At 52.4% G+C, this 13,924-nt stretch carries 11 protein-coding genes; 5 read left to right on the top strand and 6 right to left on the bottom strand.

The window, feature by feature from the left end; all coding sequences use genetic code 11:
* Positions 1-50 precede the first annotated feature (50 nt).
* Together GS636_RS20195 and GS636_RS20200 are read right to left on the bottom strand one after the other, a co-directional pair.
* A complete protein-coding gene (locus GS636_RS20195; RefSeq protein ID WP_171672029.1) occupies positions 51-842 on the bottom strand; it encodes a class I SAM-dependent methyltransferase in 792 nt (263 codons plus the stop codon).
* A gap of 64 nt (positions 843-906) precedes the next feature.
* Positions 907-1,947 carry a sulfurtransferase gene (locus tag GS636_RS20200; protein ID WP_171672031.1) on the bottom strand — a complete coding sequence of 347 codons (1,041 nt, stop codon included), beginning with the start codon at positions 1,945-1,947 and terminating at the stop codon, positions 907-909.
* A 146-nt stretch (positions 1,948-2,093) separates the two neighbouring features.
* Here GS636_RS20200 and GS636_RS20205 point away from each other — a divergent pair, with 146 nt between their 5' ends.
* The 4 genes from GS636_RS20205 (at position 2,094) to GS636_RS20220 (ending at position 6,844) form a co-directional block, all read left to right on the top strand.
* Positions 2,094-3,374 (top strand): tetratricopeptide repeat protein, encoded by a 1,281-nt coding sequence (locus GS636_RS20205; protein ID WP_171672034.1) that lies wholly within the window; start codon positions 2,094-2,096, stop codon positions 3,372-3,374.
* Positions 3,375-4,192: 818 nt separating this feature from the next.
* A complete protein-coding gene (locus GS636_RS20210; RefSeq protein ID WP_171672036.1) occupies positions 4,193-4,765 on the top strand; it encodes a carboxymuconolactone decarboxylase family protein in 573 nt (190 codons plus the stop codon).
* A 222-nt stretch (positions 4,766-4,987) separates the two neighbouring features.
* Positions 4,988-5,767, top strand: a complete 780-nt coding sequence (locus GS636_RS20215; RefSeq protein WP_171672039.1) for a methyltransferase domain-containing protein — start codon at positions 4,988-4,990, stop codon at positions 5,765-5,767.
* Between the two features lie 150 nt (positions 5,768-5,917).
* Positions 5,918-6,844 carry an SAM-dependent methyltransferase gene (locus GS636_RS20220; protein ID WP_171187958.1) on the top strand — a complete coding sequence of 309 codons (927 nt, stop codon included), beginning with the start codon at positions 5,918-5,920 and terminating at the stop codon, positions 6,842-6,844.
* 526 nt (positions 6,845-7,370) lie between these two features.
* On the opposite strand, the gene GS636_RS20225 is transcribed toward GS636_RS20220, so the two are convergent.
* The 3 genes from GS636_RS20225 to GS636_RS20235 all read right to left on the bottom strand — a co-directional run bounded on the left by GS636_RS20225 (position 7,371) and on the right by GS636_RS20235 (position 10,577).
* A protein-coding gene (locus GS636_RS20225; protein WP_171672041.1) for an IS3 family transposase occupies positions 7,371-8,713 on the bottom strand; the annotation gives its coding sequence in 2 pieces (ribosomal slippage) (positions 7,371-8,386 and positions 8,386-8,713; 1,344 coding nt in all).
* A gap of 346 nt (positions 8,714-9,059) precedes the next feature.
* Positions 9,060-9,476 (bottom strand): c-type cytochrome, encoded by a 417-nt coding sequence (locus GS636_RS20230; RefSeq protein WP_171187956.1) that lies wholly within the window; start codon positions 9,474-9,476, stop codon positions 9,060-9,062.
* A 141-nt stretch (positions 9,477-9,617) separates the two neighbouring features.
* A complete protein-coding gene (locus tag GS636_RS20235; RefSeq protein WP_171672043.1) occupies positions 9,618-10,577 on the bottom strand; it encodes a DMT family transporter in 960 nt (319 codons plus the stop codon).
* Positions 10,578-10,837: 260 nt separating this feature from the next.
* Between GS636_RS20235 and GS636_RS20240 the strand changes: the two genes are divergently transcribed.
* Positions 10,838-12,349 (top strand): phospholipase D family protein, encoded by a 1,512-nt coding sequence (locus tag GS636_RS20240; RefSeq protein ID WP_371808756.1) that lies wholly within the window; start codon positions 10,838-10,840, stop codon positions 12,347-12,349.
* A gap of 59 nt (positions 12,350-12,408) precedes the next feature.
* Here the strand turns inward: GS636_RS20240 and GS636_RS20245 are convergent, their stop codons facing one another.
* On the bottom strand, positions 12,409-13,749 hold the full coding sequence (locus GS636_RS20245) for a serine hydrolase (RefSeq protein ID WP_171672048.1): 1,341 nt from the start codon (positions 13,747-13,749) through the stop codon (positions 12,409-12,411).
* Between the last annotated feature and the right edge of the window lie 175 nt (positions 13,750-13,924).

Raw genomic sequence — 13,924 nt, forward strand, 5'->3', positions numbered from 1 at the left:
TTCGGCCATGGCAAAGATCGTAATGTAGAACTAAGTCAGTGGTCGTTGACCTATGCCGCGGCGACAAATAGGTGCGCTTCTTGCGGTACGTGCAATACGCCTTCTTTGTCATATCTAGACAAAGCGTCTGCAACCTCTTCCACGACCTTGTTGGTGACGTCAGCACCTGCATCCCTAAGATCGGTTTCGATTGGCAGCGCCATGATTTGCGCGCGAAGATCAACAAATCTTCGCTCAAGTACCAATGGCTCGTGACGAGCTATCTTGAAGCCTGCATCGACCAACAAGTTCGAAATGAGGTCCCCATCTCGAAACGAAAAAGGCGCTCTGGCTTTGACTGCGGCATCTGTTCCAACATGCCGTTCGAGAGCTTCTGCAAGCGCTCCCTTGAAGGGCGACACTGCGCGCCAACATGTCAAAAATAGCTGACCGTCATTGCGCAAGATCCTATGAACCTCTTGCAAAGCGGCGGATTTGTCGGGGAAGAACTGAAGCCCCTGTTGTATGAAGGCATAGTCAAACGTAGCATTTCCGAAAGGTAACTCGGTTACATCTGCTGCATACCACTCGAGCACATGACGACAATCCGGCTGATTGGACTGCGCGACCTCAATCATGGTTTCGTTCAGATCTACGCCAACAACCCGGCCTTCGCCCGTCAGTTTCCTTGCAATCTCTCGCGTCAAAGCCCCGGTGCCGCATGCGATGTCGATAACACAAGTGCCGCTTCGAAGCTGAACCTTCTGCATTGTTGCTTCAGCCAATGGGCCGAACATCGCAGGCACACTATGGTTGTTGTACTTCTGCGCAGCCTCTTTGGTCAGCCGGAAATTGTCCGTCATCAAAAATATCCTCCTAGCAACGCGTCAATAATTGGACCGCCCAAAGTGACCCAAAATCGTAGTCTCACGAGGTTTCAACCGGAAGGCTCTCATCGGCGCTCCACTCAGCCCATGAACCATCGTACAGGCGGGACTTTTCGAACCCCATTTGGCGCAACGCAAGGAGCCCACAAGAAGCAGCTATGCCACGGCCGCAATAGGCGATGACCTCATCGTCAGTTTGAATTCCCTTGTCCTGATAGTGCTTAAGGAGCTTGGAATGATCCGCCAACTTGAATGAACCACGTTCCTTTAGTTTAGCTGCACGTTCGGCAATGGGTATGTGTGCCAAATCCGGATCGATGTTCGATATCGCCGGTATGTTGACGGCACTGGGAATATGTCCCGAGCGACCTCCCCATGTGTGAACTCCGTCGCCTCGGAAGAGGTTGTTTGGTAGAAAGTCCACAATTCTGACTCCGGGCTTACCCATCGCATCCAAGACATCAGCTTTGCGGGCAATCCAATTGCTCTGCACTGTTGGTTCAAAGTCACCATGCTCAACGGTTAGATCGCCAGTTTCAGTGGGTCGACCTTCGAGTTTCCATTGCTGCAAGCCGCCGTCCAAGACCTGCACGTTTTTATGGCCATAGTGCGAGAGTGCCCACCAAAGACGCGCAGACGCCAATGGAAGCCCGGAATCATCGTAGACCACGACATGACTGTCGTTAGAAACACCCAACTCGCGCATCTTTTTCCCAAAATCCTCTGGCCCGAGCATCATATCGGGAGTGTTCTGAGTGCTGTCTGCAAGCTCTGTCGACATGCCAACATACACTGCGCCAGGAATGTGCTCGGCCTGGAACTCGCTCCTATCGTCATAGGCCACGCCCTTGCCGTTTTCCTCCCTAAACTTCCAGCGAACATCAATGATGCGTAGTTTCGGGTTAGTCAGGTTATCTGCCAACCAAGCCGTATCAATGAGCGGGCGAGTTTGGGTTGTCATACCTACTTTCTCCTCTAACCGGACGCGGGTCGAGCCGTACGGAATAATCCCCAAAATTGCTTTCGGAGTCCAATTTTGGAAAATCGGGATTTGATAAAGCAAATATGATTTAAATGGCATGTTGATGATTTCATGAGACTTCTGAAAGAAACGGATGCTGAAATCATGGCGCCTCGTAACGTCGATTTCCTTTGACTCGTTTATGGGTAGGCATGCTCATATAGCTCACTGACGGACAGGTTTGGTACAGAAAGTGGAAGGTTTGGATGCTTGAAGATCGGTACGGAAGCCCGCTAACGACCACATCACAAACTGCGCGAGACGCCTACGTTGAAGGCATCGACCGATTTCTGGGTGCTTTTGATGATGTTGAAGAAGCTTACCGTTCTGCAATGCAGGCAGATGATAGCTTTGCCATGCCCCATGTCGGGCTTGCGCGCTACCTTGTTACTGTCGGGCGTGCACAAGATGCAAAGCGTGAAATAGCCGTCGCAAAGGAACTGTCGCATGGCGTCAGCCCGCGCGAAGCCGCCCAGATCGACATTATCAGCGATCTCATTGAGGGGCGTGCACCGCAGGCTTACAGGCGCATCCGAGATCACGTCACAGACCATCCGCGAGATATTTTGCTTGCTCAGACATGTACCAGCGTATTTGGCTTAATAGGGTTTTCAGGTCGGGCTGGTCGCGAGGCGGAGCAGCTTGCTTACACAACCATGTTGAAGCCGCCTTATGGCGACGACTGGTGGTTTCTCTGCCAGCATGCATTTGCCCAGATGGAGGCCGGACAGATCGGCCCGGCCGCGGCAAACATTGAGCGCGCACTTGAGTTGAAGCCAGACAGCGCACACAGTGCACATGTCAGGGCCCATCTCTACTATGAGAACGGGGAGACGGACGCTGGCTACGCTTATCTTCGCGAGTTCTGGCAAGACTATCCCTTCACAGCGTATCTGCACTGCCATCTCAGCTGGCACGTCGCTCTGTGGGCGCTTGAGAGCGGCGATGTGGCAGGTATGTGGAAGCTGTTCGATGATTATGTTTCCCCCGACCGACCTCCTGCGCCGCCACTTAACGTTTTGACTGATAGTGTAGCAATTGTTCACCGCGCCTTTTTGGCTGGCGAGCAAATTCCTCAGGAGCGTTGGCAACAACTCAGCGACTATGCTGTTCAGTTCTTTCCTTCACCTGGCTTGGCTTTTGCGGATGTTCACGCTGCTCTTGCGCATGCGATGGCGGGACAAAGAGAGCGTCTGGAAGCAACCATTGACGGCGCAAAGGGACCCGCAGGCCCCACCGTTGCTTCGGTAGCGGGCGCATTCCGTGCGTTGGCGGATGGAAATGCGGACGAAGCGATTGAGAAATTCGTAAGTATCATGTCTGAGCACGAACGCCTTGGTGGTAGCCGTGCGCAACGCGACATTATTGAGTTTTCATTGGCGCATGCGCTGGCAATATCGGGACAATCGAATGAAGCTCGACGTATCCTCAACATGCATCGACCGCATACCTCTCACGACCATGCAGTTGCCACGCTAGAAGGGTAGGGTGCCCGTATTTTTGACGCCCGCAATGAGCGCAAATTACACGTTTTCAGCGCCACTTAAAACGGAAGCTGTCGCACGACGCTGCTAGGCCCCAAAAGTGTTAGTTGGCGGAAAAGTCCAATCTGACTGCTGACATCATGGATATTGCCCATGGGGTACTTAAGAACCGTTTTTTGACTTCATCCAACACCTCAGCCAATGGCGTCGATTCTACAGGAAAAGTGGTCAGGAATCTTGTACGCACCCCTTCCGGTGTTTCAGACCAAACGGGACGATCTCGAACGTCTCGTGTATGGTCAATAGCGACATCCACAATCTGATGTGCTTGCTCACGCGTGTTCTCCCATTTTGGTGGGTCCAAACTCTCAAACAATGACCTTTCCGACATAAATCAATTCCTCCCAAAAGCACTTTTGGCACGAGTTCTCGACAGAGCGTCCAAAGACCATGCTTAGTGAGGGCTGCGTTTGCAATCCAATAGCCTCGTAAGAGGCACGGAGTGAGACTGGAAGCGGAAACGGTCATACATATGATCAGTTGTAGCGGCTGCTTCGCCCGCAACACGGAAATCACCACGCTTGGATGTGAAGCTCCGGTTTGGAAGTAACCCGGACATTGCAGACTTACGAGAATGGCTCAAATGAAATTGCCTTTAACCAAACAACCAACATGTTGGTGGTGTCGTCAGGCAAACCTGCCGTTTGCAGGTTTCCAACAGAATCTCTGTGCGGAACCCGGAATTGCGTTAAGGTTGCGTAAAGACCGTTGGTTCCTCACGTGAGACGAGGATTTCCAAAGCAAGATTGAAAGAGAATTGAATGAAACGCCTGTTTCCATCTCTACCGGAGAACGCGACACTGGGAAGTGTCTATAAAACCTTTCCAGACAAGCTTTCTCCGCTTTGTGCATACGAAAGCCTTGTGATGAGGGGCGAGAGCGACCTCTCAGTTGCTGAACGTGAATTAATAGCAGCTTATGTTTCGGGCTTGAATGCTTGTGCGTATTGCCATGGGGCGCACATCGTTTTCGCCAAAGCCTACGGCATTGAGGTCGAGACAATCGAGGCACTGATGGAAGACCGCGATACGGCACCAATCGATGACCATCTCAAACCGTTACTGGCATACATTGAAAAGCTCACCGTCTCGCCATCACGAATGACAGAAGCCGACGCAAATGCGGTCTACGCGGCAGGCTGGTCAGAGAGCGCGCTGTTCGATGCTATCCAGGTCTGTGGTGTCTTCAATCTCGTGAACCGCTTCATAGAAGGAACAGGTGTTCAAAGCCCCGGCACCGACCCAAGAGAAGCGGACGAGGCCACTTTGTCCCGATACCGCAGTGACAGCTTCTATACCGATTTCGGAAGAGAGAACGGCCTCGACATCCCTTGAATTGATGTTGTTCTTTCGTTCGAACGACGACAAAAAGCTGGTCCGATAAAACGCCAGCTGCGTCCTTCGCTCTCGAGGTTAAATCATTCGTCGGATCAAGTCGGCGCATTCATTTATTGTTGGTGGATCCATGCTCAAGACTCAACGATCCGTCCTGCTTTTCCCAGATAACCCAATTTCTGATAAGGTTTGGGGACTTGTGGTTTTTGTAAGGGGAGCGAGTTGCTTAAATTTGACGCGGAGACAACGAGATTACTTGAAATCGCCTATCAAGGAGCTGAATTGACGCAGCGAAGACAAGCTTCATTTGATGCGCTGTGCCCGGCTCCCGGTGAAACTATTTTGGACATCGGTTGTGGCAACGGGCTGTTAACAGCGGAGTTGGCCCGGGCAGTTGGCTCGGATGGTAATGTCATCGGGATCGACCCAAGCGCCGACATGACAGCAGCCGCAAAAGAACGTTGCAGCGACTACGCAAACGTGGAGTTTCGTGCTGGTGCCGCAAATAGCTTGCCCATTGAGGATGAGAGTGCTGACAAGGCCGTCTCGGTGCAGGTCTTTGAGTACATCGAAGACGTAGACGGTGCACTGGATGACACGCTACGGTGCGTCAAACCCGGCGGACGCGTTGTCATCAGCGATCTGCACTTTGGCAGCTTGATCTGGTTCAGCGACGAGCCCGAAAGAATGCAAAAGATGCTGACTTCCTGGAACCAACACTTTGTGAGTGGTTCCATCCCGGAAAGACTGCCCGCACTGATAAAGGCTCGCGGCGACTATGTGGAAGATGTCGTGCCGTTCACAATGACGGATCACCAGTTGAAGCCTGATGGCCTCGCAATCATGATGATGCACCTCATGAGGCAATACGCTGTTGCAAATGACCATGTTGATCCCGCTGTTGCGCAATCGTGGTTCGACGAGCAACACAGCCTTGCAAAAGTTGGGCGCTTCTTCTTTTCGATGACCCAATTTATCGTCGTGGTGCGCAAAAAGGGTTGATGGTTCTACAATACTACCACTTTGACCTTGGCCGTATACGTAACCCGTATTTTCTCATCGCTTATGCGAGATTGGATCCCCCCATCTTTGACTTGGACAAAAATAGATGACCTCTAAAACCCTTGATACTAAAGTCGTGGGGAAACCACTGTGTTCTATGTTCCAGAAACAACCCAACGCGGCTTGAGCCGAACGGCCCTCGGCGTCTGTGCCTTTTGCGCGATGGTGAATAGAAATCCGGCCTATCGCGATGTCTTTTACGATCCTTTTGCGGAGCGGCTTTTTGCCGAGGGGGCGGTCCATGGTCAGCGCATTCTAGACGGATTGACCGACTGGCCATCCGTGCTCACTTTCGCAGACGAAAAGGGTATAGCTCGACGACTTATAGCCTCCGTTTTGTGGCGCAAGACTTTCATGCAGAGCCGGGCCGAACAAGCTATGGCCGACGGTGCTCAACAAATCGTGGTCCTTGGTTCCGGACTTGACACAATTGGCCTGCGCTTGTTCGGCAGCTATAGCCAAGTCCCTGTGTTTGAAGTTGATCGGCCTGAAACGATAGACGCTAAACGCATGCTGATTTCTCAAAACTTCGGTGTTCCGCCGAATATCCGCTATACCGCAGTTGATTTTGCACGTGAGACGACACTGAAAAAACTTTTGGAACTCGGCTATGACCACAACGCCGGAACCGTATTTATCGCGGAAGTCTCACTGGAGTATGTCCCGCCTGCTGAGGTCGCTGAAGTCTATCAGATGGTGAGATCCAACCGGTCGCGTGCGACCCGGTTTCTGACAAGTTTTGCGTTTACCGCAAGTGTTTCCCAGTCGATGGGCGAAAGCGACGACATCGGAAATGCTGTTGCGGGTGCGGGAGAACCGTTCCTGTTCAATGTGGCCCCCGAAGAGGTATCCGACTTTGCTACTGAGCAGGGCTTTTCTGTGCTCGAACACCTTTATGGTAGCGCGCGCATCGGAGACTACGTGAAAGCGCTGGGGCTCAGCATTGATGCATTGGACTTTCCCATTGAACAGCTCGACGCCTCTTCGTTTTCTCTCTGCCAATTAAAACCACATTGAGTTCTTTGATACAGCACAGTTTGAAGGTTGTTTAGTAAAGTGGCGTTCAGCTTTTTCATTTCCTCACGTATCGCGAACTATGGGCACAGCGGGCATTCGAAACGATGCGAAGAACGGCAACAATGCCCGCATATCGCAGGTCACCACGCTTGGACTAAAAGGTCTACTTTGGGCTTCGGGTGGCCAATTTTGACTACCGCAGAGAACGGCAGCACGGAGCCCCAAGTGGACCTGCGGGCTTCGCCAAAGCTATCGCAATTTAGAGGCGCAAGTGTATGTTGTCAGCGGGCGCTTTAAGAGGCTTACTTCTGTCAGCCCCAGTTCAGATTGGTTTCTTTGCGGCGGCGGTCTCGGGTCCAAAGATGTTTTTTATCTCGACCACCAAGTCGGCGGAAAACCCTCCATTCTTAGTGTGACTATAGATTGCCTCGGCATTGTCGGCTTCATGGGCGTGTCCGTCGTCAGGGATTTTGGGACAGATGGCCGCCTGAGCTAAGAGAGGATCTGGCGCATCTGTTTGGTTTGATTATGCGGCGGATTTGCGGTGGAGCAAGCGCCGGGTTTCGATTGTCTTCCGTTTGATCCTTTCTCGTTGTTTCAAAATGGTGTGGCCGCGCTCGAAGTAGACATCGGCCGGGGTGAGGTTTTGCAGGCTCTCGTGATAGCGCCGGTGGTTATAGTGATCGACGAAAGCATCGATCTGCTGCCTGAGATCACCGGGCAGGTAGTAGTTTTCCAGCAAGATGCGGTTCTTCAAGGTCTGGTGCCAGCGCTCGATCTTTCCCTGAGTTTGCGGATGGTATGGTGCCCCTCGGACATGATCCATTTCCTGATCTTCCAGCCATTCAGCAAGTTCACCAGAGATATAACTGGATCCGTTATCACTGAGCAGCCGTGGCTTGTGGAAGACGGTCGCCTGGGCACAGCCCGAAGCCTGCAAAGCCAGGTCCAGCGTATCGGTGACATCACCGGCCTTCATCGTCGTGCAGAGCTTCCAGGCGATGATGTAGCGGCTGTAATCATCGAGGATGGTCGATAGATAGAACCAGCCCCAGCCGATGACCTTCAGGTAAGTGAAGTCGGTCTGCCAGAGTTGGTTCGGCCGAGTAGTTTTGTCCCGGAACTCGTCGGCCGCCGATAGAACCACATAGGCCGGGCTGGTGATCAGGTCGTAAGACTTGAGGATGCGATAGACCGAAGCCTCTGACACAAAGTACTTTTCTGTGTCGGAGAAGCGAACAGCCAACTCACGCGGGGAAAGCTCACTTTCCTTCAAGGCCAGATCCTTGATCTTCTCGCGCACTGGCGCGGGAATGCGGTTCCAGACCCGTGATGGCTTGGGACTACGATCCTCAAGTGCCTCAGGACCACCCGACAGATACCGGTCGTACCAGCGATAGAAGGTGGACTTCGGGATGCTCAGCTTTTCCAAAGTGCGCTTGGTTGGGAGATGCGAACCTTCGACGAGGCGGATGATCTCCAGTTTTTCGGATGCGGTATACCTCATTCGTCGTCGCCCCCATCCGCGATCATGCTTTTTTTGAGCAGGCGCAGTTCCAGGGCCTGTTCTGCCACAACTTCTTTCAGATCGCGGGCCTCACGGCGCAGGCCTTTGACCTCGGTCGATGTCGCAGCACGTGCCGTGTCGCCTGCCAGACGTTTCTTGCCGGCTTCCAGAAAATCCTTGGACCAGCTGTAGTACAGACTCTGGGCGATGCCCTCTCGACGGCACAGCTCCGCAATGCTGTCCTCGCCCTTCAGACCGTCCAGCACGATCCTGATCTTCTCTTCAGCTGTATATTGCTTGCGCGTCGCGCGGCGGATGTCTTTGACAACTTTATCGCCGTGGCTCTGCTTGGTTCCGGTCATGCGCTACATTTGATCCACTGGATCAAATGCTTAACGCTTTGACCTATCTCATCTGCACTCCTTGGCGTTTACGATGAGCCAGAAACCCTCTCTTATCAAATCGACCTAAACTGTCCCATTGGTGCTGACGTCAGACAAGCCAATAAAGGTCGCTCATGTCATCACTCCGTTTTTGGAGCCGTGAATCACGCCGCGCAGCGAAAATCTATGCATCCTGATCCTAAGAGCATTGGTGTAGTCCGCCTTGGACTTAGAGCGGTTATTCGTTGTTTCTTGGTAATGTCGGCACCTGCCCAACGCAGCCCAGTGCAGTGTTCTTTAGCGTACTCAAATGCTGATCAGAACTTCACGGAACATAACGTTCCGGCTTCGGAGACTGAATACTCTCCAAATACTCAGCAACTTCGATAAGTCTGGAAGGAATACGCGTAACCAAACCATTCCCCGTATCGAATTCGACAGTAGGGCCGTCATTCAACTTAGTGATTATGGGCATGTCATCGCGAGGTTCTTGAACTTTCAAATAACCGTCCAAGATCGACATGACCTCCAACATGGGCCACACGCCCCCCCTGCGTTCGGAAATCTTTGTTAAATCAGCAGGCTGTGTTTTTAATTCATTGGCGTCAGACCCTTTTCCTGTTGCATCGAATCCGTGACATCTGGCGCAATGCTCAACAAAGAGGTCTTTGCCAAGATCCGAAAACTTATCGGCCGTAGATACCGTTGCAACCGAAGAAATGCCAATGCTTGCAACGATCAAAAAGTGCCTCATAAGCCGGAGGTCCTTTGCTAAACGAAAGTTCACTACAACAAAATGGACCGACATCTTCCCCCGGTCAACGTCGGTCCTTTAGCACATAACGTTCGCTACCCGCTTCGAGCCGCAAGCAGCCAGTGATGCTCACCTCAGAGAACGGCAGCACCGAGCCCAGTACCACCGCCTTGGTGATTTTGCGAGCACGGTAGATACGGTGCGCGTCTTTCTACTCCTTGTGATCGCGATTGCGCCCAGCACTAAGGCACATGCAAAAGCCTGAGAAAAGGAGATGGCTTCGCCAAAGGCAAGACATCCCACTGCAAACATCGTGGGTAATTTGATGCTTCCGACGACCGCAGTTTGGGAAGCCCCAATAACAGGTGAGCATATCGTGTACATAAGCTGGGGCACGAAAGCGGTCACCAGACCAATACCAACAATGAAAAGCCAATCGGATTGTTCCCTTGGGAGAAGTTCTTCAACCTCAGCACCAAGGATGAGCGGTGCGAGGCCCAGTACAGACCCGAGAGAAACTGACGCGATACGTGCCAACGGCGTAATCCGTGACAACCTGTGGACCAGGACGCAAATTCCGAAGCCAAACCCAAATGGGGCGGCAAGGGATAGCAGCAGTTTTGGTAGGTGTTCCGCAGCCAATGACGCAGGCGAGCCAGCAATAACGGCTGCCACCACAATCAGACCAGCGGCCAACATGGCGCGTCGCGTGGGTGCATCGCCAAACACAGCCCAAGCAATAACTAAGGTGAACACCGGATAGGTCATGTAGAGCACACCTACTGTCGATGCGGGCAGCGTCTCCAGCGCCGTTACATATCCGATCCAGCCAAGCCCCATTACGGCTCCGGCGGAGAGACCCCAAATGATCTCTCGCCATTCTTTTCGATGCACAATGAGAACAGGAAGCAGAAGAAGAGCCGCAACAATGTATCGGTAGAATGCGACCGCATAGGGTGCAACGCCCTGATCGGTCAGGCTGCGGCTGAAGTAGGGAACCAGCCCGAAACAGATTGAAGCAAAAAGAACACCAATAACCGCAAATGCGTAAGGTATGGGCGTTCGATTTCGCGCAGATGTCGTGGCCATAACCTGGAGCTATCACGCATTTGCATCTTCGTCTTTAGAGATTCTACGAATGACTGCTTTGTCCGCATTGCAATCATTGAGCGGAATTGAGCGAACGTCTGCCTTGAGCCCAAAGCGAACAAACTTTGGTGCTCAGTCTATTGCTCCGATCCAAACTCTTGAAAAACAATCTGTGGATAGGCCAATCTCAGCTGCAAGGATAATCCGAAGCGCCATTTATGGAACCCTGAATGCGGCTAATCAGAATATGTTTGATTTTGGTGGCGATGATGGCAGTGGCCATAGTCGGGTTAAGGTGGACCTTTCCACTTCCCGAAGAAAATTTTTCTGAGCCCACGTTTAAGCAAGATGCCGATTGGGACGGGCCATTAGGTGCAACAATAAAAAATGCACTTGAGCGTAACCCCGGGCTCGACGGTGTAAGGCCTTTGGGCAATGGACGCGCAGCTTTTGCGGCACGGGCGATCCTCGCGAGAGAAGCGAAATCCTCAATCGATGCTCAGTATTACATCTGGCAAGATGACGTTACCGGCCTAATGCTTCTCGAGGAGCTTAGGGCAGCAGCAGAGCGTGGTGTGCGCGTCAGATTGTTGGTCGACGATAACGGCATTTCCGGATTGGATGATTTGCTCGCCGAACTGAACGCTCTGCCACATGCAAATGTACGCATTTTCAATCCGTTCACTTTGAGGAACCCAAAACTTCTGTCCTATGCATTTGACTTTGGGCGGCTGAACCGGCGGATGCACAACAAGTCAATGACTGTTGACGGGGTCGCCACGATAGTTGGGGGACGCAACATTGGTGACATCTATTTCGATTACGGGGCGGGAACGCACTACCTAGATGTAGACGCGATAGCCATCGGCCCGATTGTGGATGAGGTATCGCAATCCTTCGACGCATATTGGAACAGTGCCTCCTCGTACGACGCCGAGCTCTTTTTGGCACCTCATGTGGAGCAAAGTCTGAAAGCAAAGGCAGACGCCGCGCGCCAGACTGCGGTTGGCGCAGGTTATCAAAGGGCAATTCAGGATAATGAACTGGCCGACCGGATAGCGGCACATGATCTGAAGTTCGAGTGGAGCGAAGTCACGCTTTTTGTCGACGACCCGTCAAAAGGGTTGGGCGAAGTCGAAAGAGAAGACCTGATTGTCGAACAACTTATCGAGTTCGCCAAAACCTCTCAAATCTCATTGGACTTGGTCTCTGCGTATTTTATTCCGGGGGAACGAGGGGCGGAGGTTCTGGAAGGGTTGGCAAAGTCCGGAGTGAAGGTCCGCGTTTTAACCAATTCACTGGATGCCACGGATGTAATGCCCGTTCATGCGGCCTATATGCGTTACAGGGAAGACTTGCTCAACAGTGGTGTAGAACTACTTGAGCTTCGAGCTTTGCGGCGTGAGCATCGCGAGCGCAGCCTGCCCGAGATGCTGGCTGGATCGGCGTCCGGGCTACACGCAAAAGTCTTTGGATCGGATGGAGAACGGATCTTTATAGGCTCTTACAACCTCGACCCCAGGTCCGCGCGGCTGAATACAGAAATGGGTCTTATGATCGAAAGCCCAACTATAACTAAGGCGCTTGCGGAGCAATTGAACCGGCCTGAGTTTTCTTATCGCGTCGAACTTAACGACAGCGGCGAGATGATCTGGCTGCAAGTAGAGCAGGATGGGACAGTCACCATTCATACCGCGGATCCAGAAACCAACAATTTACAGCGTGCCCTGACGGCCGTGGTCAGGTGGCTGCCGGTCGAATGGATGCTCTAGTCACCAAACGACCGACAATCCATTGACCTGCGGCCAGAGATGCCAGTGCTTGATCCGACTTACAGAGAAGTCACAATGGCCCTAGCGTAGGCTTCCATGTCGATACTGGCACCTCCGGTTGCGTACCAAACCATGACGGCATCTTTTCCTGGCGAGACATAAATTCCTTGGCCATTCATCCCACTTTTGTAGAAATCGCCATCGGCAAAAACGGCATCCCATTGGTATGCGTTTGCCATTGGTTGTTCACGGAATGCGTCAGAAAGGTGCGGGCCAAGCGTTCCCTTCATGTAGTTTTCAGCGACACCCGCTGTTTGGATCGTGCCGATCATCTTTTCAGATACAATGCGATCTGACGCTGTCTTGTCCCAGCTCGGCGTGTAGAGCAGACCTATCTTTGCCATGTCGATCAAGCGGCTGCTGATCAGACCGTGTATGATGCCGTTTCCTTGAGGTGACAGCGCAAGAGTGGCGTCGCCAGTCATTCCAGCTTTGCTCCAAACCCGCTCCGTGATCGCTTCACCAAGTCGCTGGTTCGTAACGGCTTCGATGACGAGGCCAAGCATTTGTGTATTTGCAGAAGAGTATTCGAAGGCTTCAGCCGGCTCCCGTAGCTTGGGTATAGAAAACAGGGCCTCGTTATGCGTTTGCAGGACGCCTGCTTCGTTCGGAACACCAACCTCAGCCCTGACAAAACGCCCATATGGCGTATCGCCTTTGCGCGAGAGGGGGTTCTCTTCCAGATCCAACCCAGACTGCATATTCAGTACGTCGATGACTTTTATGCTCTCCCAAGCTGTTCCCTTGGTGCCCTCGACATAGTCGCCAACCGTTTTCTTGACGTCGATCTTACCCTCATCTTCCAATTGACCGATCAGCAAGCTTGATAGGATCTTTGCATTGGACATCCAAACGTGGTTGTCCGTCCGGCGCATTCCTGGGTAGGCCTCGTAAGCTATTTCGCCGTTGTGAAGAACCATAACGCCCTGCACTGTGGAATCGTCGGCATTAATCATCTCGTCGAGCGAGACAGCATTGCCGTCAGCGCCCGGGACGCTCGTCGTGCCTATGGCATCGTTAAGGTTTGTCGCAAGCATCGCGACGGCCCCATCGCGGCGAATAACCGAACTCGGCAGGAACTCGGCGAGGTTCATGTATGAAAACGCCCCGGCTTCGGTGATGTCGAGAAACTTCTGCAAATTCCATTCAGAACTCAGGTCGTAGGCTTGCTCGGCTGTGTAACCATTTCGCAGATTACGGATGGAAAAGTCTTCTCGCGGCGTCGCGTATGGGTCGTCTTCAGCATGTGCACGAGATGTTCCAAGGCTTTGCATAATCAAACCTCCAATAAGCGCAAAAACTGGAAAATTGGACTTTGAAAGTAATGAAGTGTTTGGCATGGCAGTATCGCTCCAAATGAGTTGCAACTGAAGTACGGCCGCGGACGGCTTATCAAAATCTGATTTTCAAAGAACTGAACACCGTAGTTTTGCCCGGCAAAGCGTAGTCCGATTTATCGGGAATTCGACAATTAATGCCGTTCTCCGTTGCCTGGTGAAATATACACTTTGTTCG

This window comes from Ruegeria sp. HKCCD4884, assembly GCF_013110855.1.
Taxonomy (GTDB): Bacteria; Pseudomonadota; Alphaproteobacteria; order Rhodobacterales; family Rhodobacteraceae; genus Ruegeria.

Excerpts from the sequence above, each read along its gene's own strand:
- GS636_RS20210 (WP_171672036.1), top strand. The coding sequence starts at position 4,193 with ATGAAACGCCTGTTTCCATCTCTACCGGAGAACGCGACACTGGGAAGT.
- GS636_RS20245 (WP_171672048.1), bottom strand. The coding sequence starts at position 13,749 with ATGCCAAACACTTCATTACTTTCAAAGTCCAATTTTCCAGTTTTTGCG.
- GS636_RS20200 (WP_171672031.1), bottom strand. The coding sequence starts at position 1,947 with ATGCCATTTAAATCATATTTGCTTTATCAAATCCCGATTTTCCAAAAT.
- GS636_RS20195 (WP_171672029.1), bottom strand. The coding sequence starts at position 842 with ATGACGGACAATTTCCGGCTGACCAAAGAGGCTGCGCAGAAGTACAAC.
- GS636_RS20235 (WP_171672043.1), bottom strand. The coding sequence starts at position 10,577 with ATGGCCACGACATCTGCGCGAAATCGAACGCCCATACCTTACGCATTT.
- GS636_RS20205 (WP_171672034.1), top strand. The coding sequence starts at position 2,094 with ATGCTTGAAGATCGGTACGGAAGCCCGCTAACGACCACATCACAAACT.